The following is a 26836-nucleotide window of genomic DNA, read 5'->3' on the forward strand; positions in this document are numbered from 1 at the left end:
TACATCAATCATTAGACACCATTTGAAGGAGGACTAAATAGAATGGATGCAAATACTCTTGCAAAATACATAGGAAAAGAGCACGTGGAAGAAGTACAGACACTTATGGAAAATGACAGCCAGCTGCAGAACAAGGTTTCCTTTAAAAACCCTGTTGTAGCTCTGGTTTTATCTATTTTTCTCGGTATCATCGGCATTGACAGACTGTATCAGGGCGGTGTAAGCGTCTTCGCCTGCAAGCTTCTGCTGTGCCTTCTGACGTTCGGCGTGTGGTGGATCGCTGACCTGGGTTACAGCGTGATCATGACAAAAGAAACGAATTATAAAAAAATAATTGCCGCAACTGCTTAGTGCCGCGGCAATTCATCTTCGTTTTCTTCGTTTACGATGTAAATTACGCCGACTCGGCTCTTTACATTCATCTTTCTGAAAATATTATAAATATGTGTTTTAACAGTACTTTCTGACAGGAACAGGATCTCTGCGATCTCCTTATTGCTTTTACCGCTGTAAATCAGTTCAATGAACTCTTTTTCCCGCGGTGTCAGCTTATATTCCACGCAAACCTCATCGATCCGTTCCTGCAGATTTTTTTTGTGTTTTTCTTCCTCTGGTTCTTTATTGAAAAACTCCGGAACGAAATCCATCTTATACTCGTAGAACATGGTCACAAGGCTGATACCCAGCCAGAGCACGACCGTAAGATCCAGCGGTTCCCTGATAAACTTGCTGTTGCCCCAGTATACAGATGTTTCTCCCCAAAAATAGGAAATATAGTTCCAGATCACCATCGTGGTCACACTGATGATATAATACAAAGCTTCCTTTTTGCCTGCTGTGGAAGCATAGATGATATGTCCCACGCAGACCGTGATCGAAGCTATGATCAGCATAATATCCGTAGCAAGCAGCAGCCATTTGAAAGCATAGAACTGCTCGATGCTCATGGTAAATGTCAGCACAAGCCAGAGCACCATGTAAAAAAGCTGATACCGTTTTACCAGCTTATCCAGCATGGACAGCGCCTCTCTTTTGATGATCCGATCCTGCAGATCCGTCCACAGATACAGCGTTCCTGCTATCAGACAGCTTCCGATCCTCAGGACTTTTAAATTGCTGAATATCCCCAGCACATAGTCACTGTAATAGATCGCCATGTCGTAGCAGCAGATCACCAGGATCCCCATCAGGAAAAAAGCCAGGTTTTTACTGATCCCTTTTTTATTTTTTCGATTTACCAGCATTGCAATGGTCAGCCCTGACACGCAGAGTATGATGCAAAGCAGGTAGCAGATCAAAATCAATTCTTTTAACACTTTGACCTCCCCATTTCCGTTAGGAAACAAAGGCTCCGTAAATCGCTCGAATGGCTTTCTCAAAGTCTTTGTTCTCAACTCCAACGATGATATTCATCTCGCTGGATCCCTGGTCGATCATGCGAATATTGACCTTTTTCTCAGCCAATGCTGTAAAGAGCTTTGCAGAAACTCCTGTACGCAGCGACATGCCGGCACCTACCGTAGCGATCAGAGCGATATCATCGGAAACTTCCATATGATCAGGTTTCAGCTGACGTTCGAATTCATCCAGTATATCTTCCAGCTTTCCGCCCAGCTGCTTGTTTGAAATAACGACTGACAGCGTATCCACGCCGCTTGGGATATGCTCGATCGGAATATCGAAATCTTCCAGTACGCCGGACATTTTACGGATAAATCCACGTTCACTGCTGAGCAGTGCCTTGTACATGGTGATTACGGTAAAGTCCTTGCTTCCGGCGATCCCTGCGATGATCTGTCCTTCTTCCAGCTTAGCCGGTTCCGAAGTGATCATCGTTCCCGGATTTTCCGGTTCGTTGGTGTTTCTGATATTGATCGGGATATTAGCGATACGAGCCGGATAGATCGCATCCTCATGAAGGACCGATGCTCCCATGTAGGAAAGCTCTCTCAGTTCTTTATAGGAAACTGTGCTGATGGGTTTCGGATCCTTGACGATCCTCGGATCCGCCATCAGGAATCCTGATACATCTGTCCAGTTTTCATAAACATCTGCACCAACAGCTCTTGCCACCAGCGCTCCTGTAATATCAGAGCCCCCACGGGAGAACGTCTTAATGGTACCGTCCACTTTCGCACCGTAGAATCCCGGAATAACAGCTCTTTCATGATGCTTCAGTTCTTCTGCGATCTCCTTGTTGGTCAGATCTTCCATGAATCTTCCTTTTTCATCAAAGCGGACGATGCGGGAAGAATCAACAAAATCAAATCCCAGATAAGCGGCGATCAGCATCGCGTTGAGATGTTCGCCGCGGCTTGCGATATAATCTGCGGAAGCTCCAGCTTCCAGATTCTTGCGGATTTCTTCAAATGCTTCTTTTAATCCCACATTCACACCCAGGTTTACTTCTACCGCCATGAAACGGTCGCAGATCACCTGAAAAATCTGCTGATACGGCAGATTATGCTCGATGTGCGCTTTGCAGAGATACAGCAGATCCGTCACCTTGCTGTCATCCGAAAATCGCTTGCCCGGAGCAGAAACCACAACGTAGTGGATATCCGGGTCATTTTCGATTATATTTTTTATTTTTCCGATCTGCAGCGCATCTGCTACAGAAGAGCCTCCAAATTTTGCTACTTTAACACCCATTTTATTCCTGAATCTCCTTTCTCAGAGCGTCCACTTTATCAAGCTGCTCCCACGGCACCTCGATGTCGGTACGCCCGAAGTGTCCGTATGCTGCCACCTGTCGATAGATCGGTCTTCTCAGATCCAGATCACGAATGATCGCTGCAGGCCGCAGATCAAAATGCTTTTCTACCAGTTCTGACAACTTCTCATCCGGCAGCCTGCCTGTGCCAAAGGAATCCACAAGGATGGACACCGGTCTGGCAACGCCGATGGCATAAGCGATCTGTATCTCGCATTTATCAGCCAGTCCTGCTGCCACCAGGTTCTTGGCAACGTATCTTGCCGCATATGTTGCAGAGCGGTCTACCTTTGTAGGATCCTTGCCGCTGAATGCTCCGCCGCCGTGACGCGCATAACCGCCGTATGTATCGACAATGATCTTTCTTCCTGTCAGTCCGGAGTCACCGTGCGGTCCTCCGATCACAAAACGTCCTGTCGGATTGATAAAATATCTGGTCTCTTTATCCAGCAGTTTATCGTCCACTACCGGTTTGATCACGTGCTCGATCAAATCTTCCCTGATCTGGGACAGTTCTACGTCCGGATCGTGCTGTGTGGAAACGACGATCGTATCGATACGGGCAACTTTATCGTCATCGTATTCTACAGTGACCTGTGTCTTTCCGTCAGGGCGAAGATATTTCAGTGTCCCGTTTTTTCTCACCTCAGTCAGTCTTCTGGCCAGTTTATGTGCCAGCGCGATCGGCATCGGCATGTATTCCGGCGTTTCATTGCAGGCAAAACCAAACATAAGTCCCTGGTCTCCTGCACCGGTCTCTTCCAGCGGATCGCTTTCATCGTTCAATGTGCCCTCCTTATATTCCAGCGCTTTATCAACACCCATGGCGATATCGGAAGACTGCTCGTCTATAGCTGTCAGGATCGCACAGACATTGCCGTCATAGCCGTATTCTGTCCGGTCGTATCCAATGTCACAGATCACTTTTCGCGCCAGTTTCTGGATATCGATATAGCATCTCGTGCTGATTTCTCCCATGATCATAGCATATCCTGTATTCACTGTTGTTTCTGCTGCCACACGACCCTGCGGATCCTCCGCCATGATCGCATCAACGATAGCATCTGAGATCTGGTCACAGATCTTGTCCGGATGTCCTTCTGTTACGGATTCCGATGTGAAAAATCTCTTCATTTCATACCTCCTGTGATACACACTAAAACTTTCTTTCGATTCATAAAATCCGTATTTGTGTGGAACAATGAAAAACCTCTTTCCTGAAACAGAAAGAGGCATAGGTTTCTGTTATCGTTCCTCATTTTTCAGAACAGGTCTTTCTGTCCTGTAGGATTTAGCACCTTCCGTGTTTCAACGCTGTCCCTGTAGGATATGCGCCGGCAGTATTCTGCGCACAAGGTTGCCGGGTTTCTTCGGGCCTATTCCCTCCGCCACTCTCAATGAGGAGTTTTATAAATCTTCGTATTTATTATATATATTAAATCGGTTAGGTGTCAATACCTGCCCGCAGAAACTTTCTGGCTCTTGTATTTTTTTTTAAATAGGGTATACTCATTGTGAATAGAAGAGAGAGGTAAATCATTTGAGCAAACCAAAATTAACCGTGATCGAAGGGGGAATCCCTTATCTGATCAAAACCAAACAGAAGCTTCTGGTTTCCGCCTATGTGACCAATACAAGACTCATGGGTGTCCTGGCACTGTATGCCCACTGGCGTATCTCAGGCACCGATGAGATGCTGGATTTCCACCAGTTCTTTTACATCGACTGTGAAGAAAGCGGTCTGGAAACCTATACCGGAATACTGGGAAGCGATCATTCTGAGATCGATGCCACTGAGCAGGCGCTTGTAGGAGGCCTGGGGGCAGAAAAAATCGAGATCAGTTATCCGCAGCTTTCCGGCATATTGACATTTTACCGCATGTTCAACGAAGCCCACGGTCTGCCTTTGCCAAAGGGATACAGGGAGTACAGCTTCCTGCTGGAGCCGGGCACTATTCTCAGTCCGGATGAACATACTGATGTCATGCGGCTCATCTGCGGCGAAATCACATCCGATTATCAGGCAGTCAATTACTTTTTGATGCGCTGCTTCGGGCAGGATCACAGAGCTGCCGCATTTCTTGCAGCCGGGGACTTCGATCTGGATATTTACGCCGGTTATAAGGGTGCCACTTTCTGCAAAAATACCATCGACAAAGATCACGTCTACGATGATGGCGCCACCGCGTATCTTTGCGAATCTCTCATTGAGCGGAAAGGGAACTACGAAATCATTATTTCCCGCGTCATAGTCAGAGATCTAAAGATCGTTGGTCTCAAACACTGCTCCGGCTTTGCAGTAAGCTCTGCAGAGGCCGCCATGATGCTGGCGAAGCCAGAATTCGTCACCGTATATGAAGTGCTCCTGTCTGAAGAGGACATGGAGAACAATATCGGTGAATTGACCATCAGCTTCAACACCATCATGTCAGAACAGGAGAACGGTCGTCTGTTTATGGCATTCAAGAAAAACAACGATCATGTCAACAGCCGGGTCTTCCGCCTCAGCAATGACGTCAAAGGCATCTACTATCTGACGGATTTCGGCCAGCTGATCATCGCCTCCTATACGCTCCACGAGATCCGGTACCTGGAAAATCAGCTGAAGGCAAGTCCTCTGGCACCGTTTCTCATCGCCACGGCAAAATACGAATTCAAGGAACCTGTCCTCTTCGAATTTATGCAAAGCGATTTCGAAGACTTTGACGATTTTCTCAACTTTATCCGTGATGAGTAAGAAATTTCCCACTTCTCCGCGATTTCGCATTGAAGTGGGTTTTCTTTTTCAGTATAATAAATTTTGAGTTGGTAATTATAACTACGATGTGATTTTAGGAGATTAACTATGCAGTACAGAACTTTTAAAAAAATCAATGAAAAAACTTCGCTGCTGGGCATGGGATGCATGCGACTGCCCGTAGACAGCAACGATACCGTGAAAGAAGAAGAAACGATCCGCATCATCCGTGACGCTATCGACGGCGGTGTGAACTATGTGGATACTGCATTCATGTATCACAACGGACAGAGCGAAAAGATCCTGGGGAAGGCTCTGAAGGACGGATATCGCGAAAAAATCCTTCTCGCCGATAAAATGCCGATCTGGTTTGCAAAGGACGAAGACGGTATGCGTACTATCTTCGAAAAACAGATGACACGTCTGGACACCGACTGCATCGACATGTATCTGATCCACAACGTGGATCGCGGTGTATGGAAACGCGTGCAGAAACTGAACCTGATCCCTTACCTGGAGGAGCTGAAAGCTGCGGGCAGGATCCGTCATATAGGATTCTCGTTCCACGATTCCTACGACTTCTTCCTGGAAGTACTTGATGCTTACGACTGGGATTTCTGCCAGATCCAGCTCAACTTCATGGATAAAAATCATCAGGCCGGGGTCAAAGGGCTGAAGGCTGCCGCTGAAAGAGGTCTGGGGGTTGTCATCATGGAACCTCTGAAGGGCGGCCGTATCACTGATGCGGTCCCACCGACCGTGCAGAAGATCTGGGACGAAGCTCCGACCAGAAGAACCCCTGCAGAATGGGCCTTCAAGTGGCTGGCAAACATGCCGGAAGTGACGGTGATGCTCAGCGGTATGAACGCCGAAGCACAACTGCAGGAAAACATGAAAACGTTATCCGATGAACATGTTGCTGATCTGACACAGGAAGAAAAGGATATCATCGACCGCGTGTCCGACGAATACAACCGCCTGATCAAATACTCCTGCACCGGCTGCAACTACTGTATGCCGTGTCCGCAAAAGCTGGATATCCCGCGGATCCTGCGCTACTTTAACGACTGGAACGTATACGAGCAGAATCCATCGACGAAACTGGAATACGAAACATGGATCCCAGCTGGAAGACACGCTTCTGACTGTATCGGCTGTAAAGCCTGCGAAGAAAAATGTCCGCAGCATCTGCCGATCTCTCAGGCAATGAAAGAGGCTGCAGAGGCAATGGGCGTATAGCTGATTAAAAAAATGCACATCACAGAACAGATATAAAAGAGCCGCCGGGCGGATCGATACGCTGCCTGTATCATTTTCCGCCTGACGGCTCTTTTTCTATTCTTGTTTTTATATCCGGTCTACTAAGATCAGTTCCACACCCATGCCCTGGAATGTCGTTCTTACGCTAAGAACATCTGAACTGGTATACGTGTTTGTCGTCACCGTCGGAGCCCCTGTCAATCTGCCGATAAGCATATCCCGCTTACCGGCGCCTCCTTCCGGATTCAGTGAATCCGTCAGCTTCTTGGCCAGGTTTTCCCGATCCATCCGATACCGGTAAATACGGTAAAGCCCCGAAAATCCATTGCATCGGATCAAAAATTCGATTTCATCATCGTAATGGCGCACCAGTCGCAGCAAATCGTTTTCTGTATGGATCTTTCTCAAAGATCTTCCGACATTTTCATCATAATTGTAGACCAGGATGCTGAGTCTGCTTATATCCTTCGTGTCTGTTCCTTCCGCCGTGATGACATAGTTTTCTCCAGCGGCCAGGACTGTTTCACCTAGATCCATCAGAAGATGATACGGCTCTGCCAGGATATCGTTGACGCTCCGTTCCATAATAGTGAAAATTCCAGCCTCCTTCGGATCCTTTGCAGAAGTCTCCGCAGTCTTCGGCTGCCCATTATCGTCATCACCGACCGCGGTACCAATGTCTATAATCACTGGTTTCAGCACCAGCTTGTCCTCTGTCTCCGTAAATGCACCTCTCGTCAGCGCATGGATCGCCGTCTCGATCTCCATCGGAGTGCACCGCTTATATTTTGCACGGCTCTCCCGCGTCATGGATTTTCCCATGTATCTCTTCCGGTATTCCAGGGGATGCATGCCAAACCACTGCTCAAAGTGCTTTATATAATAGCGTACCGCCGAAAAGCCCATTTCCTCTGCGATAGCACCGATCTTCTTGCCGGACTCCAGCAGCAGCCGCTCTGATTCCTCCACTCTGATATAACTCAAGAGATCCTGGAAGCTGAGGCCGGTCGCTTCTTTGATGATATGAGACAGGTAGTAAATGCTCAATTTCTCATTTTCAGCGATCTCGCTCAAAGTCAGTTTCCGCTCATAATTTTCATACATATAATCCATGATGCGGTTGAGTCGACCTGCCAGGATCTTGCTGGTCTTGCCGCCTGTCTCATTCTGAAATTTTCCGTCTTCGTTCACAACATAGCAGAAATCCGAAATCAGACAGGATATGAGGTTGTGGGTGCTCTCGATGACCTTATGTTCATAGCCCTGCCCTTTTTGCAGGATCTCCATCATGATCTCCGCCATGATATTGCGGAGCACAGAAAGATTCTCCTCCTTGTCTTCTTCCATATCCACCACGAAAAACTGATCCCGCAGATCCGGATAGTATCTTTCGAAATAGCTGAGATCCATCTGCAGCATCATGACCATATTGTCTTCGTCAGTGCGCTCCAGACTATGCATGTCACGATCATTTAAAATAAACATGTCCCCCTGTTTGAGCGTATACGTGTAATAACCGCTCTTTAAAATGATGCTTCCGGACAAAACATATACGATCTCCATATCGTCGTGAAAGTGAAACGGATAGTCCACGATATTAGCTGTAATGACACTGACCGGCAGCTCATCTTTATAAAAAATTTTTTCTCTCAACATTTTTTTCGCCTGCTCTTTCGTAAATATTATGTTAACTTTTGTTCTTTTTTCCTTCGACTTTTTTCAACAGCCAGACAACCCCTTGATTTTAGCCGTTTACGAAGTTATCCACAAAAAATCTGAGATTGTATACGATTTTATCCAAGGGTGCCTGTGGAAAACTATTTTTTGTAAATCCTTTATTTTTCAACGGTTTCTCTTGTCAAGACATAAATTCAAAACCATTTTATCCACAAGCTGTTCGTTTTATACGACGATCCGTGGATAAATTCACAAAACCGTGTATTATTGGGCTTTTGAGCGGCTTTTTTGCTGCAAATACGAACGTATGCTCTTATGTAAAATTTTTACGATTTGTTCTTGATAACCTCTTTTTTTTAAATTATGCAAATCCTCCGAATTGGAGAGAAATCCGCACTCTGCGATAATGACAGGACTGCTCGGGCAGCGCAGTAGAAAAACGTCGTTTTTCCCCATCTCCCCCCTGGCTTTCCGTGTATTTATATCTTTATTGAACCCATCCTGAAGTATCTTTGCAGCTGCTTTGCTTTCTGCGACTACTTCAGGATCCCCTTCAGAAGGATAGAACACCTGCGCTCCGCAAACCGAAGGATCCTGCGTAAAGCTGTTGAGGTGTATGCTGACAGCAAGATCTGCCCCGGAGGCTTCAATGATTTGTTTCCGCCGCTTCATATCCTGCGTCTTTAGTGTCCGTATCGCGCCCTTTGCATTTTTTTCATAGAGCCCTTCGTCGCCGTTTCTGGTGAGGATAGTTTTTATCCCATCAGCCTGCAGCCGTCGTTGCAATCCTTTTGAGATCGCAAGATTGATATCTTTTTCGCTGGTTCCATCGCGTGCCTGCGCTCCGCCGTCCATACCGCCATGTCCAGGATCGATGACGACAACAAACTCTTCCTGTTCCGCCACCAGCTGTCCTGTAACATATGAAAGCTGTCCTGCCAGATCCTCCTGATAAAAAGCTGCTGCCAGCATACCGACCACCAGACTCAGTATCAGGAAATTGCTGATTTTACGTTTCATATCTTACCTCTTTTCTTTCATCCTACTAAGGATTTTACGAAACCTCTCGATACGATATGAACCGCAAATTAGTTATATAAAATATATTATAGAACAATTTATGACTTTTTAACAGTAATCATTTGACATTTTTCGCTCCAGTATATAAACTTTTATTGATTTCACAAGTTTTCATGACAAGGGAGTACCGAAACTATGATGACCACAAAATTATACCAAATAGACACATATCTCAAAGAATGGGATGCCCGCATCCTTACTGCAAAATCGGCCCCGGAGGTTCCCGGGGGTTCTGCAAAACAGCCTGCCGGGGGATCCGCTGAGGCCTCTCCACAGACCTGCTATCTGATCCAGCTGGATCAGACAGCCTTTTTCCCGGAAGGGGGCGGGCAGGGTGCAGATCACGGGGTGATCCAGGTGAGCTCACAGGGTTCACAGGACGTTGCATTTTCCGTCGTGGACGCACAGGAAGACGGCGATCTGATCTGGCACACGGTAAAGCCTGCTTCTTCTGAAAAAAGTCTGACCAACGACCTTTACACCATTCTGTCCGAAGGCTGCAAAGTCCACTGCATTCTTGACTGGGACAGGCGGTTCGAACATATGCAGCGTCACTGCGGGGAACATTTACTTTCAGGCGCCTTCTACCGGCTCTTTGGCGGAGCCAATCACGGTTTTCATATGGGGCAGGATTACATGACCATCGACATCGCACTGGAGGATCAGTCGCCTGTGACTCTGGAAATGGCTCATCAGGCAGAAATGCTGGCCAACCAGGCGATCTGGGATGATCTGCCGGTTTCCGTCTCCTATTTTGATACTCGTGAAAAAGCAGAACAGCTTCCTCTTCGCAAGGCACTTGCTTTTGACGAGGCGATTTCCATCGTGACCATCGGGGAGCTTTCTGAAACCTCCGATACCGAACCGGCAGACTGCGTTGCATGCTGCGGCACACATCCATCCACAACAGGACAGGTGGGCCTGATCAAAATTTATAAAGTGGAAAAGTACAAAGATATGACTCGCATCTACTGCGATGCCGGACGCAAAGCACTGACAGATTATCAGCGGAAGCATGAGATCCTGACAAACGAAGCGAATCGGTACTCTGCATCTGTGGAAGAGTTCCCCGAAAAGCTCCGGATCCAGGAGGAAAAGATGAATGCAGTCCGCAACGAGCTTTATCATCTGAAAAAGGCCTATATTGAGGCCGAAAAGGAAAAGCTGGACGCTGTGCTGGGAGATATCGACCAATCCGGTTCTAACACTCCCGTGATCCTGTACCCGATGCTGCACCTGTCCATGGATGACGCCTTCACCATGGCCAAATCGTACATGGGTAACATTCGAGCCGGCAAGACCCATCCACTGCTCCTGCTCTATGTCCCGGCACAGACTTCCTGCGTGCTGGTTTCCGACGGCACTGTTCACTGCGGTAAACTGGTCAAGGAATACGCCTCCTTCTATCAGGGCAAGGGCGGCGGAAACGATGTGTCCGCCAGGGCTATTTTTACCAGCGACGAGGATGCGAGGCTGTTTGCCGACCTGCTGAGCAAGCATCTGAAATAGTCTTGTTGAGTTGCTCCCCGCCGGCAGGATTTTATGATTTTTCATGGAGAAATAACAAAAAAAGCATAGTTTTCCCGCCACAAGAGCAGTTCACCATCAGTAAAATACTAAAAGTATTGTTAATCGGCGGTTTTACACCCATATTATTCCAATATAAGAAAAAACAGGTGTGCAATTTCCCTCGCAAGGGCTCTGCACACCTGTTTTTTTCAATCACAACGAGTGTTATCTTCGCATGACTATGATTTAGTTAGCTGTAATGCGATCAAAAAGTAGAATTACATTTTTTCCCACTTGCAAAACGACCGAATCATCACTGGATATAGATCGTTACAGTCCGGGCGCCCCATTTTCTGCATTCCGCCACCGAATTCATATAAATATCTATGGTATTGCCCTTGATATTTCCGCCGGTATCCTCCGCGATCCGGGCACCGACGCCCTCGATATAAACCTTCGAGCCAAGCGGAATCACCCTCGGATCCACTGCGATCTCACCAACACGAGCACGAGTGCCCATAGCTGTCCGACCGCCGCCCGTATAAGAATACGCCTTCACCACCAGTTTTCGGCTGTATGATTTCCCATTGAACGAGATCTTCGTTCCGTTAAGGATCACCTTGTCTACCGCAGCAGTCACAGTTTCGCGCGAAATCTCCTTCCGTTCCGACTCTACGCCATCGATATAAGTGATCTCATAGGTCACTTTATCTCTGCCCTTGCTTCCTTCCGTTTCGACCTTGCTCTTGCCTTCCTCCATGGAAGGATCGTCCTTCTCAATGGTATTGAAATCCACATCCTCTTCCACTGTCTCCTGCGAAGTGGTCACGCGCTGGATCACCACTTTCAGACCATCACCGATCTCCGTATCCAGCCCCGGCGTTACGATATCCGCATCGCCCACCTTGATTTTACAATCTTTCAACGCATCTTCAACCGTCCGGCAAAGAGTCTTGTAATTCTTCGTCTTCCCGTCCGCTGTCACCTTGAAATCCGTTGCATGCTTCAGCTTGAAACTGATCCCGTCATAAATAAAGGTAGAAACCGGCCTCGAGATGTAATCATCCTCACAATACTTGATATGCTGCTCATCCAAAAATTCATCGATAGTAAACGCCTTCGATTCGATCTTGTAGTTCTGGCCGTTGATGGTCGCATTCACCTCCCGCGGCACCAGCGAAGTATACGCAAAAGTCACAAACAACAGCAGTGCGAACGCCGCTGCCAGCCCATACGCCCAGCCAAATTTCTTAAAGGAATGTTTCTCTTTTTTCCTGCAAAGCTGCTCCGCCTCTGTCTCTGCCGCCGCAGGAATTTCCCCATCCTGTGCTTCTGTTTTCGGCGGCTCGGCAGGCTCCGCAGTCGAATGCTCCGGCGTTTTCTCTGCGACAGGCGCATCAGACGTTTTTGCCGCCTCCGCTGCGGCCATCGGCGCTGCAGCCGTCGCTTCCTGCTGTGTTGCAGGTTCTGCCTGCTGCGCCTGCTGTTGCATCTGTGCCCGCATATCCGGCTGCGACGGTGCCTGGATGGATGCCGCAGACTCCGGCTCCACCGGGGTTTCTGCAGAAACAGCTTCGGTTTCCGACTCGGATAAAATACCTTCCGTCAATTCTTCTGCCAGCTCCTCCGCTTCCGGGATCTCTTCTTCTGAATCAGTATCCGGCATTTCAGATTCGAAAGCTTCAACTCCAGGATCTGAATCAGTATCCGGCATTTCTGCCGACTCGCTTTCCTCGGGAGCTGATTTTTCTTCCGCTTCCATGGCATCTGTCAGCCAGTGTTCTGAATGCAGATCTGCTTTTTCTGTATCATTTTTTAAGACATCTTTAATATTGATCTTCATGCTAAAAATCTCCAAAACGTGTATTTTTCAATGAAACTACGTTTTTTATTGTAACAGAAACCGCCGATTTGTCAAATTTCACAGCAAAACTCCACACTATTTTCATAAAAAAACTACACCGGGTCCGGTGCAGTTATCCTATCCTTTTATTCTTCCAGTTCCGACAGCCGATACATCGCCTCCGCATAGATCTTTGACAGGCGGATCATGTTGTCCACAGAAATCCGTTCATCTTTCTGGTGGCCCAGTTCGATCTCGTCCGGGAAACGCGCTCCAAAAGCAACCGTATTCGGGATCGCTCTGGCATAGGTGCCGCCTCCGATCACCAGGGGCTTGCTTTCTGTATCACCCGTATGCGCCTCATAAATATCCATCAGAGTTTTGATCAGTGGATCATCTGCCGGGATGTAGATCGGCTCCTGATGCTTGCCTTTCACTATGCCTATATCATAACGATCCAGCACGCTCATCAGCCCGGCATAAACCTTTTCATCATCCATGGTCACCGGATAGCGTATATTGATCGTCAGCCGCGCAGCTTCCTTGTCAAATTCCGCCATGCCAACATTGAACACCAGCTTGCCGGATGGTTCGTCAGAAAAACCGCAGCCTATGCTTTCTCCATGAAGCTCATAGCCAATATGCGAATTATAGAACTCGATGAAATCGTTGATATCCTCACTTGCAAAATTCAGACGACCCAGAAACTCCAGCAGCACCGTGATGGCATTGACGCCCTTTTCCGGCTTTGCACCATGCGCAGAAACACCCTGCACCGTGATCTCCAGGCTCTTGCCGATTCCTTTGCAGCGAATCTGACAGTTCAGCCTGGAAGCATTTTTTTCTTCACGAAAAGCCTGAACCATCTCCTTGATTTTATCGTATCCGCCGCCCGCACTGTCCCGCACGACAGCCCGGCTGTGATCCGCTACCGAGTTGGCAGCTGTACCGCCGCGAAGGGAACTGAGTTCCAGACCTTTGCCGGAAAACAGCTTGAGCTTGCGTACCAGTTCGAATACGATGATGCCCTTTTCTCCGTGGATCGCCGGGAAATCACCATCTGGTGTGAACCCCAGATCAGGCAGCTCTGCCACGTGCTCCAGATAATGATCCATGCCGTGCCAGTTCGTTTCCTCATCCAGTCCAAGGATCAGGCGGATCGTCTTTTTCGGTTCATAGCCGCAGGCTTTCAAAGCTTTCATCCCATAAAACGAAGCTATCACAGGACCTTTATCATCAGTCGTTCCACGACCACAGATCCAGCCGTCCTTTACCTCTCCGCCATAAGGATCGAAGCTCCATCCGTCGCCCTCCGGGACTACGTCCAGATGTCCTACCACGCCCACGATCCCTTCTCCTTTTCCTGTAAAGTCGATGTGTCCGCCGTAGTTATCCGCATTGTACACTGCAAAGCCCTCTTCGCGGGCCATGTCCAGCGTGGCGTCATAGGCTTTCTGGACGTTCTCGCCAAAAGGGTACTCCCCTGGAGTTTCAACGGCTACACTGGGGATCTGCAGTAAATGAGACAAGGAAGATATCATATCTTCCTTGTTTGTCTCGATCGTTTCATTCACCTGTTTTAAAAATTCCAGATCACTCATCTTACATTACCGCTTCTACGCCTGCAACTTCCGGATAGCTTTCCTTTAAGATCTTTTCTACTACACCTTTGATCGTCATCTGAGCTCCCGGGCATCCTGCGCAGTGTCCCTGCAGTCTTACCTTCACGATATTGTCATCCGTATACTCTACGAATTCGATGTCTCCACCGTCTCTCTGCAGAAATGGTCTGATCTGATCCAGTGCGTCTTTGATTTTATCTTCCATATTACTATTCTCCTTTATAATTTTATTCTTTGCAATATCTTATGATTTAAACACGATCAATATGGTTCGACCGTATATGTGGAAACTATTTTTTTACCTTCCCAGGTGCTGATCTGTGCCGATCGCAGCGGATCACCTTCTGTATTGAAAGTGATATTGCCGGAAGCACCCTGGAATTCTTTTGCACTTGCCAGCACTTTCCGGATATCGTTCCCGCTCGGGTCATTACCGGCGTCATTGACTGCGTTGATCGCGATGAGATAAGCATCGTATCCAAGTGCCACCGAATCTTCCGGTTCTTTGTCTTTGCCGTATTTCTCATGATATGCCTCCAGGAACTTCTCGGATTCCTGGTTGATCGTATCATCTGCTGTAAAGAAGTTTACAAATGCGAGGTGCTCCTTGCTGACGCTGCTGCTGAGCTCAGAGCGGAATTCCTTGCTTGACCAGTCCGTCGGACCCAGGAACATGACATCCATTCCCAGATCGGCCGCCTGATTGATGATGTTTGCCGAATCCGCACTATCTCCCGGCAGCAGGACACTCTTGACTCCCGACTCCTGGATCGCTTTCAACGGCTTTGTAAAATCTTTCTGTCCCGGCTTATATGTTTCATACGCTGTGATAGCATCTTCATTTTCTGTTTCCGCTTCGATCCGGTCAACGAAAGTCGTCGCCATGGCCATCGCAACATCATCGTTGTTTGGTATCAAAACACCGGCTGTCGTTTCCTGCTTCTGTTCCAGCACATACTTGGCAAGCAGATCTCCCTGGTTGGAATCTACATAGCACACGCGGAAATAATAAGGATAATTCTTAGTGACCAGCGGGTTATCATTAGTGATCGCGATAGCCGGGATCTTGGCGTCGTTGACCGGTTTTCCCGCGATCATGGAGTACACGCTCCCGTAGCTTCCCAGTATGATATCCGGCTTCTTGGAGATCAGGTTATTGATCGCCGTCTCGGCCGCATCGATATCCGACGAATTATCGCTGTAGACCAGTTCCACGATCTTACCGCCTATATTAGGGTATACTTCATGTGCCAGTTCGATCCCTTTGATCTCAGCCTTGGCAGCATCGCTGTCCGCACCCGACATAGGTTCATAGATCCCGATCTGTATGGTAACGTCACTGCTCTTTTTCTGCTGTAAAAAAGCCTCTTTAAAATTATTAAACGTCGTACAGCCTGTCAGCATGGTCACCGTAAGCACAGCGGTCACTGCGACTGCAGCAATTTTACGTATCTTCACAAAATCACCTTTCTATTTATCTCATCTTATTCCCAACTCATGCCCCTTGCAAACATACTCCATTATACCTTGTTTTACGCAAAAGGTAAAGTATCTGCGAGTTCATTCTCTTTTTTTCATCTTTTAAAAATTTTTTACAAAAAAGCCTTGACTATTCTTTACCAAAATGGTACATTATAGTCACAAGGTAAACAAAACAAATACATGAGATAAAAAAATATTTTAGGAGGTAAGAATTATGAAATGGACTTGTTCAGTATGCGGATACACTTATGAAGGACCGGAACCACCGGCTAAATGCCCTCAGTGCGGTGTCCCTGCAGACAAATTTGTAGAAGTAAAAGAAGGCGAAATCGAATTCGTTGATGAACACGTTGTTGGCGTTGCTCAGGGTGTTGATCCTGAAATCATCCAGGGTCTGAAGGACAACTTCAATGGAGAATGCTCCGAAGTCGGTATGTACCTGGCAATGGCAAGAGTTGCTCACAGAGAAGGATATCCGGAAATCGGACTTTACTGGGAAAAGGCTGCATGGGAAGAAGCAGAGCACGCAGCTAAATTCGCAGAACTGCTGGGCGAAGTCGTAACTGACTCCACTAAGAAGAACCTGGAAATGAGAGTAGAAGCAGAGGCCGGTGCATGCGCAGGCAAGAAGGCTCTGGCTAAACTGGCTAAGGATCAGAATCTGGACGCGATCCACGATACTGTTCACGAAATGGCAAAAGACGAAGCAAGACACGGCAAGGCATTTGCTGGTCTGCTGAAGAGATACTTTGGTTAAATCGAATTGAGAATCCACAAAAATGGGCTATCATATAATTGATAGCCCATTTTTATTTCTATACTATGCTCCGCACATTTAATAATGCCTCGTCTGATGAAATCTTCCTCTGAACATCTCCGTCTTTATCACATTGATCAAAGCCTTCGGATCCGCTTCCAGGATCTTGCGGGTAACGATCTTGGCCTCCGTGCTGGAAACTACACAGTAGAGCATGGTTTTCGGCTCCTGCGAATACATTCCCGTCGCCGAAATTTCCGTTGCACTGTGATGCACCGTTACCATGATTTCCTGATAGATCTCATACGGCAGCTCCGTCACGATAAACAAGGTGATCTTGTTATGTTCCTGATAAAGCAGATGGATCATCTGTGTCGATGTGAACTGAAAAATAATGGAGTAAAGGGCCTTGTCCCATCCAAACAACAAACCGGCCAATACTAAAACAGTGGCATTCCCCATGAGGATAAAATTCCAGACATCCCGATTTTTCTTTTCCAGAAAATACACAGCAATGAAATCCGTTCCGCCCGTCGAAGTCCCGCCAATCAGACACAAACTGATCGCAGCACCGTTGATCAGACCTCCAAACACACTGATCAGCAGGATGTCCTGCGTGATCGGCATGGCTGGAACGATATCGGTGAATACACTGGTGGCCACAATGATCAGAGCCGTATTGAGCGTAAAACGTTTCCCTATAGCCCGAAAACTGAAGATCGCCGGGATCGCATTCAATGCCAGACTGATCGGAGAAAATGGCAATGATATTCCTAAAAAACGTTGAAACGACGTTTGGATTAGCAGCGTCACTCCGTTAAAACCGCCTGGATAAAGTCCTCCGGTATGTACGAAGCTTTTGATATTGATCGCCATGATCAACGATCCGATCAAACCCAGCGCCAGGATCCGGATCTCTCTACCTAGATCCAGCCGCTCTAAAGTGCTATGTTTTTTCATCTGATAATACCTCTTTTACATTGCTTTTATGATATAATATTGATCAGCAACTTATTTTTACTTTATTTTCAAATGACGAGGAGGTCACTATGAAAAAAATCATCACCATTCTTCTTTCCATGGTTCTGCTTCTGGTATTCACAGCCTGCGGCGGCAGCGACAGCAGTTCTTCCGACAAATCCAAGGAAACAGAAGCACCGAAAATCGAAAAAAACATCGACGCTGCAGCAGAAGCTCTTGGACTGACAGGAGGAGAAGAAACGATGTACGCCATGATCGGCGCAACAGCTGGCAAAGAATATAACGATGGAGCCGTAGAGCTCTATCAGTTTGAGGAAGATTCCGACGCCTACAAAGAAATCGAATCCTCCGACAGCGTTTCCGGCATCCCGGTTGCGGCCCACAAGGATGGCATCGCTCTGATCTTTGCCAACGACGAAACCGATCAAGCCATACTGGACGCCTTTAATCAGCTTCAGTTTAAATAGGAGTTTTACAGATAGTTTGTAAACAATAAACAGCAAAAGCCAGAGATCCTTCATAATTTCTGGCTTTTCTTTTATATCTGTTTGATTTTATTTCCCGGATATGCGACTACAGCACCTTGCTAAGGAAGTTTTTCGTCCGGTCATGCTGAGGATTACCGAAGAGTTCTGCCGGAGTTCCCTGCTCCAGTATATTTCCTTCGTCGATAAAAAGCACCCGGTCTGCCACCTCTCGCGCAAAACCCATTTCATGGGTAACTATCACCATGGTCATCCCGTTTTCAGCCAGATTTTTCATGACATTGAGTACTTCGCCTACCATTTCCGGATCCAGTGCGGAAGTCGGTTCATCGAAGAGCATGATTTCCGGATCCATCGCCAGTGCTCTCGCGATAGCAACTCTCTGTTTCTGTCCGCCGGAAAGAGACGCCGGATATTTTTCCGCCTTATCGGCAAGTCCTACGGTTTCCAGCAGGTTACGGGCCTTTTCTTCGGCAGCAGCCTTTTCCATACCCTTGACCTTGATCGGTGCCAGGGTCAGATTATCCAGTACCGTCATGTGTGGAAACAGATTGAATCCCTGGAATACCATGCCCAGTTTTTCTCGAATCTCATCGATATCCACATCAGAATCATTGATCTTCTTCCCATCCAGAAAAACTTCTCCACCGCTTGGTTCTTCTAATAGATTCAGACAACGCAGGAATGTGCTCTTGCCGGAACCGGAAGGACCGATCACGCAGACTACTTCCCGATCATTGATCGTCTCACTGATTCCTTTAAGAACCTGAAGATCTCCGAAGGATTTACATAAATTTTTAACTTCTATCACTTTGTGCCATCCTCCTTTCCATATACGATACCAGTCGGGACAAGGTCAGAGTCATGATCAGATATACGACCGCCACCCCGATATACGCCGGGAACGACTGGAACGATTGAGATGCCCACAAAGTACCACGCCTGGTCACTTCTACGATGCCCACCATGGAAAGAATGGAGGTTTCCTTGATCAGCGTAACAAATTCATTTCCCAATGCCGGGACGATGATCTTAAAAGCCTGTGGCACGATGACATACCGCATGGTCTGCCTGCTGTTGAGCCCCAGAGATCTGGCCGCCTCCGTCTGTCCGATATCCACGGCCTGCAGACCGCTTCGAATGATCTCAGCCATATATGCCGAGCTGTTGACACCGCAGGCGATGAATCCGACCAGGATCAGCGGTTCCCAGTTAAACTGCATCCCCGTGATAGCACGAACAAGCTGTGGCACACCGTAGCCTAAAATCAGCACCTGCACCAGCAGCGGTGTTCCACGCAGAATATCCACATATACCGTTGCGATGCCGCGCAGTATCTTGAACTTAGAACGTTTGGCAAGTGCCACCAAAAGCCCCAGCACAAGTCCTCCCAGCACTGCAACGAGAGAAATGATCAACGTCACCGGGACTCCTCTTGCCGCTACGGCTATCCCATGTATATACTGATCCACGTTTTTTCCTCCTTCAAAAGAAATCAACCTCTGACCGAATTCCGGTCAGAGGTCAATCCGAATTGCTTAGTTGCTGCTGCCCTCGGCAGCAGGCTCGTCCGATCCGATTTCTTCAAGATCGATCCGCTCTTATTTATTGAACCACTCATCAACCAGCTTGTCGTAAGTTCCGTTTTCCTTAATATGCTTCAAGCCGTTGTTGATCTTTTCTACCAGTTCTGCGTTACCCTTCTGTACAGCGAAACCATAGTTTTCCGCATTCAGAGCTTCGCCTACCATCTTGATCTTGTCCGGCTGCTTCTTTATATAAGCTTCCGTTACCGGCTTGTCATTGATGACTGCAGAAACGTCTCCGTTGATCAGCTTCATCATGCAGGTATCCAGTCCGTCCAGAATAACAGCTTCCTTGATCTTGCCAGCATCCTTCAGTTCCTGAACCTTGCTTGCACCAGTCGTACCAGTCTGTGCCGCAACCTTCATATCAGGAGTCAGATCCTCTACACTCTTGATCGTCGTGTTATCTTCAGTTACCGCTACAAACAGCTTGGATTCATAGTAGGAATCACTGAAGTCAACTTCTTTCTGTCTGTCTTCGTCATCCTTGTTCATTCCTGCTGCCACGATGTCGATATTGCCAGCCTTCAGTGCCGGGATCAGTCCATCGAATGACAGGTTTTCGAATTCTACATCGAAGCCCTGATCTTCCCCGATCGCCTTGATCAGATCCATATCCAGACCCACGATATTCTGATCCTCGTCTGTCGTATCAAACGGCGGGAATGTCGGTTCTGTACCTACCTTGTAAACAGTTTTGTCACTGCTGCTCTTGTCGCTTCCGCCGCATGCTGCCAGGGAAAACGCCAGAACAACTACCATAGCTACTAATACAGCTATCTTGCTCTTCTTCATTTTATTTCTCTCCTTATGTTTCTAAATGTTTATAATCGTTACGTGATTTAATAATTATACCTAAAGTCTGAATAATATTCAAGTCGAATTGCAAATGTTGCCGGAAAATGTTAATACCACTGTCCTTTTGCTTGATTTATTGCTTTACTTCTCTCTTTTTTCATTTATACTATATCTATTGAAAGAGAGCTTATGAATATGAACACGACCGATCACATCAATACATCAAATTCTAATCCATGGAAACTCCTGGCTCCATGCTGCGTCCTGGCAGCTGGCTGCCTGTGGGGGATCATTGGGCTGTTTTCCAATACACTGCGAGACATGGGACTTGATCCTGTCCAGATCACAGAACTGCGAAGCCTGATTGCTGCCGCGGGCCTTCTGATCATCATCCTGTGCAAAGATTGCTCTCTTTTTCGGATCCACCTGCGAGATCTGTGGATGTTCCTGGGAACCGGCATTGCCAGCATCGCGTTCTTCAACATATGCTATTTTCTCTGCATCACCCTGAGCACACTGTCCATCGCATGCACTCTGCTCTACACCGGGCCCTGCTTTGTTATGATCCTGTCCTGCATTATTTTTCGTGAAAAATTCACTCCAAAAAAAGCTGTCGCCCTTGTGCTTGCAGTAGGAGGATGTACTTTTATCACTGGTCTGGTCAGTGGCGGGGCCGGAGGAGTTTCTATCTCCTGGCAGGCGATCCTTTCTGGTCTCGGATCTGGTCTTGGCTATGGTCTTTACAGCATTTTCGGACGCATTGCCGTAAAAAAATACAGCGAGCTGACCGTGACCTTCTACACATTTGTGATCGCATCTCTCTCGCTGCTTCCGTTCTGTCATATTGGCAAAATCGCTGCTGTGGCGTCCGCCAGCGGCTTTGCAGTACTTCATTCTCTGCTGCTGGGACTCGTTTCCACCCTGGCTCCATTCCTCCTGTACACCACCGGCCTTTCCCATATGGAAACCGGTAAGGCTGCTGTGCTTACCTTTTCGGAGCCTGTCATGGCGACCATCATAAGCATCACGGTGTTCGGCGAGGTCTTCACACGAAATCATGCCATCGGAATGATCGCTATCGTGACCTCGATCGTCCTGCTCAATATCAATTTTACGCGCCGCCAGAATCATTAGCCCAGACGATGCTCTTTAGCCAAGGCGGTGCTCTTTTTCCCACGAAAAATAGAACTGTATAAGCCCGATCCTTGATCCTGTCCCGGTCTTCTCATTTATGCTGCTGATATGACGGTACAATGCCGCACGGGACAAATTCAGTTCTTCCGCGATTTTCTGCGCATTTTCTTCGGAATGGAGGATCGCTTCCAGCACCTCCCCCTCTCTTTGGGTCAGCACAAATCTTTCACAGAATTTCTGCATGATTTCTTCTTCCTGCAAAACGTTTTCCGGCTCTGCTGAAACGATCTGCGCGTTCGTTGTTTCGTACTGGCCAAGGTACAGATACAGCACTACGCTAATGACTGCAAACAGCACAAGGCTCAGGGTCATTATCAGCAGGTTGTTTCCTGTGTCCAGCAGGAGTACAGAAAAAGTCCCTGTCATAAGAGCGCACAGATTATTGATCCCCCGCCCCATACCGGCCCACAGTGCAGGCCTCTTCATCTTCATGGAAAGAGCCAGGAATCCCGTCGTAAAATAAACGGCAAAGAACCCTGCGGACAAATAAAACACTACAAGTCCCACCAGAAATGGTCCTCCAAACTGTATCATCACTACACATACCGTCGAAAGCAGCATGACACAGTACATGATAATGCTCATGTATTTTCTTTTTCCCAAATCAAAAATCCAGCCTGCTGCCAATCCGCTGCATGCCAGCAAAAGACGAGGCCACTGCCCGATATCCATAGTCCCCTTGGCATGTGCCATAGTGACTGCATTATCAAGTGTTGCAAAAATGCATGTCATCAGCGCAACGAGAATCACCAGCAGCATGGCTGCTTTTTGAGGGTTTTTCGGATTCTTCAGTTCTTCTGCACGCAGCCGGCTTGCCTCACATTGCTCCTCGTCTACGCTTTCTTTTTTGCGGGAAAGCATCCATGCCAGCACTGTTAAAAGCACCGAAAGAATAACTGCTTCCACCAGTTCCTGCCGCACCAGATTATTGTTGATGAACTGCATCAGGATCCCTGCTCCGTAAGCTGTCCCGACGTATCGCGCCAGCTTGCGGCTTTCCGCCCATAGCTCCGCTGCCATAAGATGGACACCTCCACCCAAAATTCCCAGCAGCAAAAATAAAATCAGTCCTGTCGACAGCGTTCCGGCAAACGATACGTGCTGCTGCACCATAAAAATGCAGACGATCCCCAGGGCGACTGCTCCCATCAACGCTCCGCTACGGTTTTTCAAAGTGATAAATCTCTGTATTTGGAAATAGCATAAAAAACCGATCCCGCTGATACCCAGGATCCCGCTTTGAGCCACCACTACCTTTGCAGAAGAGAGGTAATGAGCTATCATATTGTCAAAGAGGTATTCGCCTCCTAAAAACACAAAATAAAATATTGCCAGCACGCCAATCGCGACAAGGTTGTTTTTCTGTTCCGGTTCGTTCTTCATCTAGTCCATCCTTTATTTTTCTCCCTTTATATTATAAACAAATGTCTCCCTATGGCAAGGTGTCATTTGTCTCTTTCCTCCTTATTCATTATACTCGAAGGGGAGCAGCATTGGTCAGCGACGATCCTGGCAAGATTTTCTATGAATTACCTCTCCTGCAGATTCAAAACCCCCAGATTCTGCACATGAAAAACGTAAACTGAGTTTATCCAAAAAAAGAAAGCAGTAGGTTTGCATACTGCCTTCTCTTTTGCTCCTGTTTCCAGGATATAAGTATTAAGTATGGAATGATTGTATTTCAAAATTTAATGATCAGCTTTTCTTCTATAGAATACGGCTGTTCCTGCACCTGCAGCTGCCAAAAGCAAGATCCCTGCCCAAAGCACTGGATTCGCATCGTCTCCGGTCTTGGCTGAAGAGTCAGCCTTCTTACCCTTAGACTCCGTCTTGGCTGCGATATTATTGTCCTTACCCTGATCCGTATTTGCTGGTTCTGAAGCGATTTCCTCGGTGACCGCAATCAGATTCAATTTACAATTAAAATGATATCTAGTATAGTAATCGTCTCTGATCTCGTTTATAACAATCGTCCCAGTTTCCTTATCCATAGTTTCTCCTGTATACGTTAGCTTAGAGCCAGTATACTGGGTCCGCATAAAATTCAGATCAAAGGACATATCTTTATCGATCCTCTGTACCAGAGTCATCACAGCTTTATTTTTATCTTTGTGTCCTACAATTTTTAATAGGGCTTCATCAGGATTTTCTGTTTCGATGAGGCTATTTTGGTCCGAATTCGCGAATTTATAATACTTCGTTTTATTCAGATCCGCCATAGACCTCAGTGCATACGACAGATTGTCCTCCTTCGTAAAATCGATGATATAATCTTGTCCTACGGTTACATTGATGGCATCGGTCACAAGGCAATCTGTAAAATTATTTCTAACTGTTGTATTCACTGTCTTATTCGGCCCACCAGGAGTATCGCTTGCTCCTTTGACAACAATTCCCTCAGGTTTATCAGTGCCTCCATTAACAGGCTTGTTAGCCGTATCCGTGGTTGCAGAGCCGACAGTCTGATCGCCGGCTCCACCATTCGTAGTTCCTCCTGCGATCACTTCTTCTCCACTCGGATTATTTGTCGCTTCTGCAGCCTCATTCTCACCTTCCGCAAACACCGTTGCCGGCAGAAGCATTACAATCATGCACAGTGCAAGAAGCAACGCCAGTACCGTTCTTTTTCCTTTTACCATCTTCATTCGGGTACCTTTTCCTTTCTCGATAATAAGATAGTATCGTCCTGTGAATGTGCCCTTATGATAACATAATAGCCTCCTTCTGCATAGACTACATCTGTCTCAAAGTAATGATTCTGGCACGATTTTCTACGAAAACAGCTTACCTTAACTTCAAAAACAGAAACGCTTTCTGTAAAAATATCGAGATCCTCACCTTTTACAGAAAACGTGTGCTGTGTCTATTTCGAATCACCTTATACAGAGTTCAAGTAAAGCCCCCTCATGCATACAAATTCATTAGGTCAATGAGTATACATTCATTATGCATAAAACTTGACTCTTGTCCTCATCTTCTCCTCCATTTTTCTCTCATTTTCTGTTTTTGCCTTTAAAAACCCCCGATTCTGCACATGAAAATGTGAACTGATTATCTGCAATTTTTTTCTTCCTCATGCATTTTAGGAGGTATCGGCACTTTTGAGGCAATGACAGCTGCCCCGGCCAGCGGGAAAATATACACCGGCGGGAAGCACATCAAAAGCACCGCTACGGTCATCACCGGTTTTCTGCTGACATAGCCATATAGTCCTGCCGTCATAGCTGCTACTGCAAAATTCGGATCGATCCCGGTTATAGCTGCAAAGGCGTATCCGGCAGCTACTCCGGAAAAGATCAGAGGAAAAATACTTCCTCCTCGCCACCCTAGCGAAATACAAAGATTCACCAGCAGCATCTTTGCCAGCGCAGTCAGGATCAGGATCTTCGCAGAATACTCCTCCCAGCTGCTCATCAGTTCTCCCATCTCGTGTTCCCCGGAAAACGTAGTGAGTGGCAGAAAATACATCCCGGTCGCGATGCAGACCCCTGCCAAAACGCAGGATACGATGCGATGATTTTGCAGCATTTCGCCCAGTTTCTCCGAAACCTTTGCAAAAAATAAATAGCAAAGGCCTGCCAGGATCGCCGCTGCTACGATGCCTAAAAACCATGCCCACTGGATCCAGCTTATCGTGTGTTTTGCATCAAATCGCGGAAGACCTGCACTTCCTCCGAAGAGTGCACCCAGTCCTGCAAAAGCTGCTATACCACCAGCTGCACCCATGCAGTAAATAAAGATCCGCACAGGTTTTCCTACCAGCCGTGCACGACTGTGCTTCTTTTTTTCCTCTTCACGGTCGATACCCAGGTTTCGCACGATTCCAAAAAAAGGCGCATTAAAAATAACGCCTAAAGCTGCACCCATGCTGCTCTGAGCCAGTGCTGCCAACTCATCGCCTTTGCACTTGAGACGGTCACCTACCCAGCAGCAAAGTCCGACAATAACACCCGTCAGCCCAGCTTCCGGTCCAATCACTCCACCGAAAATCAATGGCAGCAGCGCTGAAACGATGAGGATGTGAAGATTGTCATATGGATAGGAGCCTTCCTTTTTCACACGCCCCATAACCTGTGGCAGTTCCTCCGGCAGCAAACCGAATTTTTTCTGCCAAAGTCCAATGATCACGCCTCCGGTAATCGTAACAGCCATCATATATACAAGGTTGTGCTCTGCACCCAGCTTCGCCGGAAGTATCGTCCACAATAAGTCCATGCCCAGGGTCATGATTTTCAAGACCACCCAGATCACCGCACTGGATATTGCCCCCAGGACTGTCGCTAAAATCGAAATTAATGCAATTTTTCCCTGTTTATTCATGGTGTCGATCCCCGTGTTGATTTTCGTGATGTCCCTCTGGTTCGTTTTCCAGCGCAATCTGTGTCGTCAGCGCCCAGAGATCCTCTGCATCACTGATCTTGTAAACTTTGTCTCCAACCACTAAATTGCCTGCTTCGAAGACAAGTGTGCAGGATTTTCCCATCGGAAGTTCAAAGGTTAAAATATCCTGGAAATCCTCTGTTCGCTGATCGGTTTCTCCAGTCACTCGCACTTTCGTCAAAGCGTTAAATACCTCTCGAATCAACTTTTTGTCTTCTATCGTATAGTTCATCGCCGTTTCGCGATTTCTCGCATATTTTAAGCAATACACGACATTTTCATCAAAGGATTCTGCAAAACTCTCAGCTTCTTTTCCATAATAAGAAAAAATCGTGTTCCCCGCATCGATCCGATCCTTTTGGAGAGTCGTAGCCTGTTTTTTATCTGATTCCTGCTTGATCCATCCATAAATGCAAAGGCATAACAGCAGGATCGCCATGGCAATCAGCACTATAATATATTTTTTCATAACACTCGCCTCCTGTAAATAGTATAGTATCACAGAGCGGGGTGACTGTACAGAGTAGCTTTAAGAGAAATGTTTTAATCATATAGCCATGCAAGAAAAATAACTTAAATTATTTTAACTGTAGAGGATAGGATATTTTTCGATATTTCTGTGATGACATGACTCAAAAAAATAACGCAAATCAAATTTCGGACTATAGATATGTTATTATGATGCAAAAAAAGGGAGAAGTCTTCGGATTATACCCCCAGTAATTCTAGTAA

The 26836-nt window shown here is 47.0% G+C and carries 24 protein-coding genes and 1 riboswitch; of the genes, 7 read left to right on the forward strand and 17 right to left on the reverse strand.

All coding sequences use genetic code 11. The features are described from left to right. The first annotated feature begins 42 nt into the window (after positions 1-42). Complete coding sequence (locus tag H8876_RS03465; RefSeq protein ID WP_249286543.1) at positions 43-351, forward strand: TM2 domain-containing protein; 309 nt, start codon at positions 43-45, stop codon at positions 349-351. Here H8876_RS03465 and H8876_RS10210 read toward each other — a convergent pair. Genes H8876_RS10210 through metK form a run of 3 tightly spaced genes read right to left on the reverse strand, consistent with a single transcriptional unit; the run spans position 348 to position 3847 of the window. Then, entirely contained in the window at positions 348-1316 is a 969-nt protein-coding gene (locus H8876_RS10210) for a response regulator transcription factor (protein WP_249286544.1), read from the reverse strand. The genes H8876_RS03465 and H8876_RS10210 overlap by 4 nt on opposite strands. 19 nt (positions 1317-1335) lie before the next feature. Next, the gene (locus H8876_RS03475) at positions 1336-2652 is read right to left on the reverse strand and encodes an aspartate kinase (RefSeq protein WP_249286545.1); all 1317 of its coding nucleotides are present in this window, start codon (positions 2650-2652) and stop codon (positions 1336-1338) included. A 1-nt stretch (position 2653) separates the two neighbouring features. Beyond that, entirely contained in the window at positions 2654-3847 is a 1194-nt protein-coding gene (metK, locus tag H8876_RS03480; RefSeq protein ID WP_249286546.1) for a methionine adenosyltransferase, read from the reverse strand. A gap of 118 nt (positions 3848-3965) precedes the next feature. Continuing rightward, positions 3966-4117: riboswitch (SAM riboswitch) on the reverse strand. 136 nt (positions 4118-4253) lie between these two features. Between metK and H8876_RS03485 the strand changes: the two genes are divergently transcribed. Beyond that, positions 4254-5450 carry a hypothetical protein gene (locus H8876_RS03485; protein ID WP_249286547.1) on the forward strand — a complete coding sequence of 399 codons (1197 nt, stop codon included), beginning with the start codon at positions 4254-4256 and terminating at the stop codon, positions 5448-5450. Positions 5451-5558: 108 nt separating this feature from the next. Continuing rightward, a complete protein-coding gene (locus H8876_RS03490) occupies positions 5559-6689 on the forward strand; it encodes an aldo/keto reductase (protein WP_249286548.1) in 1131 nt (376 codons plus the stop codon). Positions 6690-6797: 108 nt separating this feature from the next. Here the strand turns inward: H8876_RS03490 and H8876_RS03495 are convergent, their stop codons facing one another. Both H8876_RS03495 and H8876_RS03500 read right to left on the reverse strand, forming a co-directional pair. Next, positions 6798-8366, reverse strand: coding sequence for an AraC family transcriptional regulator (locus tag H8876_RS03495; RefSeq protein ID WP_249286549.1), 1569 nt, complete (start codon positions 8364-8366; stop codon positions 6798-6800). A gap of 285 nt (positions 8367-8651) precedes the next feature. Beyond that, a complete protein-coding gene (locus H8876_RS03500; RefSeq protein ID WP_249286550.1) occupies positions 8652-9407 on the reverse strand; it encodes an N-acetylmuramoyl-L-alanine amidase in 756 nt (251 codons plus the stop codon). Positions 9408-9602: 195 nt separating this feature from the next. Between H8876_RS03500 and H8876_RS03505 the strand changes: the two genes are divergently transcribed. Next, positions 9603-10976 (forward strand): alanyl-tRNA editing protein, encoded by a 1374-nt coding sequence (locus tag H8876_RS03505; protein WP_249286551.1) that lies wholly within the window; start codon positions 9603-9605, stop codon positions 10974-10976. Positions 10977-11289: 313 nt separating this feature from the next. Here H8876_RS03505 and H8876_RS10155 read toward each other — a convergent pair whose 3' ends face one another. The 4 genes from H8876_RS10155 to H8876_RS03530 all read right to left on the reverse strand — a co-directional run bounded on the left by H8876_RS10155 (position 11290) and on the right by H8876_RS03530 (position 15899). After that, positions 11290-12819: a G5 domain-containing protein gene (locus H8876_RS10155; protein WP_283241738.1), complete on the reverse strand. Its 1530-nt coding sequence runs from the start codon at positions 12817-12819 to the stop codon at positions 11290-11292. Positions 12820-12965: 146 nt separating this feature from the next. Next, the gene (pepV, locus tag H8876_RS03520; RefSeq protein WP_249286552.1) at positions 12966-14420 is read right to left on the reverse strand and encodes a dipeptidase PepV; all 1455 of its coding nucleotides are present in this window, start codon (positions 14418-14420) and stop codon (positions 12966-12968) included. A 1-nt stretch (position 14421) separates the two neighbouring features. Continuing rightward, positions 14422-14646, reverse strand: a complete 225-nt coding sequence (locus tag H8876_RS03525) for a NifU family protein (RefSeq protein ID WP_177264753.1) — start codon at positions 14644-14646, stop codon at positions 14422-14424. 56 nt (positions 14647-14702) lie between these two features. Next, a complete protein-coding gene (locus H8876_RS03530; protein ID WP_249286553.1) occupies positions 14703-15899 on the reverse strand; it encodes an ABC transporter substrate-binding protein in 1197 nt (398 codons plus the stop codon). A gap of 238 nt (positions 15900-16137) precedes the next feature. On the opposite strand from H8876_RS03530, the gene H8876_RS03535 reads away from it, so the two are divergent. Next, positions 16138-16680, forward strand: coding sequence for an NADH peroxidase (locus tag H8876_RS03535; protein ID WP_283241739.1), 543 nt, complete (start codon positions 16138-16140; stop codon positions 16678-16680). 78 nt (positions 16681-16758) lie between these two features. On the opposite strand, the gene H8876_RS03540 is transcribed toward H8876_RS03535, so the two are convergent. Further along, positions 16759-17640 (reverse strand): YitT family protein, encoded by an 882-nt coding sequence (locus H8876_RS03540; protein WP_249286554.1) that lies wholly within the window; start codon positions 17638-17640, stop codon positions 16759-16761. A gap of 89 nt (positions 17641-17729) precedes the next feature. On the opposite strand from H8876_RS03540, the gene H8876_RS03545 reads away from it, so the two are divergent. Next, positions 17730-18128, forward strand: coding sequence for a hypothetical protein (locus H8876_RS03545; protein ID WP_249286555.1), 399 nt, complete (start codon positions 17730-17732; stop codon positions 18126-18128). A gap of 106 nt (positions 18129-18234) precedes the next feature. On the opposite strand, the gene H8876_RS03550 is transcribed toward H8876_RS03545, so the two are convergent. The 3 genes from H8876_RS03550 to H8876_RS03560 form a co-directional block, all read right to left on the reverse strand. Next, a complete protein-coding gene (locus H8876_RS03550) occupies positions 18235-18957 on the reverse strand; it encodes an ATP-binding cassette domain-containing protein (protein ID WP_249286556.1) in 723 nt (240 codons plus the stop codon). After that, the gene (locus H8876_RS03555; RefSeq protein ID WP_177264748.1) at positions 18944-19618 is read right to left on the reverse strand and encodes an ABC transporter permease subunit; all 675 of its coding nucleotides are present in this window, start codon (positions 19616-19618) and stop codon (positions 18944-18946) included. Before H8876_RS03555 ends, H8876_RS03550 begins: the two co-directional genes overlap by 14 nt. Positions 19619-19747: 129 nt before the next feature. Beyond that, entirely contained in the window at positions 19748-20527 is a 780-nt protein-coding gene (locus H8876_RS03560; RefSeq protein ID WP_249286557.1) for a basic amino acid ABC transporter substrate-binding protein, read from the reverse strand. 192 nt (positions 20528-20719) lie between these two features. On the opposite strand from H8876_RS03560, the gene H8876_RS03565 reads away from it, so the two are divergent. After that, positions 20720-21664 (forward strand): DMT family transporter, encoded by a 945-nt coding sequence (locus tag H8876_RS03565; protein ID WP_249286558.1) that lies wholly within the window; start codon positions 20720-20722, stop codon positions 21662-21664. Between the two features lie 15 nt (positions 21665-21679). On the opposite strand, the gene H8876_RS03570 is transcribed toward H8876_RS03565, so the two are convergent. From H8876_RS03570 to H8876_RS03585, 4 genes are all read right to left on the reverse strand, one after another. Next, complete coding sequence (locus H8876_RS03570; RefSeq protein WP_249286559.1) at positions 21680-23107, reverse strand: LuxR C-terminal-related transcriptional regulator; 1428 nt, start codon at positions 23105-23107, stop codon at positions 21680-21682. A 305-nt stretch (positions 23108-23412) separates the two neighbouring features. After that, positions 23413-24369 (reverse strand): hypothetical protein, encoded by a 957-nt coding sequence (locus H8876_RS03575; RefSeq protein ID WP_249286560.1) that lies wholly within the window; start codon positions 24367-24369, stop codon positions 23413-23415. Positions 24370-24775: 406 nt separating this feature from the next. Further along, positions 24776-26044 carry a chloride channel protein gene (locus H8876_RS03580; protein ID WP_249286561.1) on the reverse strand — a complete coding sequence of 423 codons (1269 nt, stop codon included), beginning with the start codon at positions 26042-26044 and terminating at the stop codon, positions 24776-24778. Then, the gene (locus tag H8876_RS03585) at positions 26037-26573 is read right to left on the reverse strand and encodes a hypothetical protein (protein ID WP_249286562.1); all 537 of its coding nucleotides are present in this window, start codon (positions 26571-26573) and stop codon (positions 26037-26039) included. The genes H8876_RS03580 and H8876_RS03585 overlap by 8 nt, the downstream gene beginning before the upstream one ends. Positions 26574-26836 lie beyond the last annotated feature (263 nt).

It is taken from the genome of Lentihominibacter faecis (genome assembly GCF_014306095.1).
Classification (GTDB): Bacteria; Bacillota; Clostridia; order Peptostreptococcales; family Anaerovoracaceae; genus Lentihominibacter; species Lentihominibacter faecis.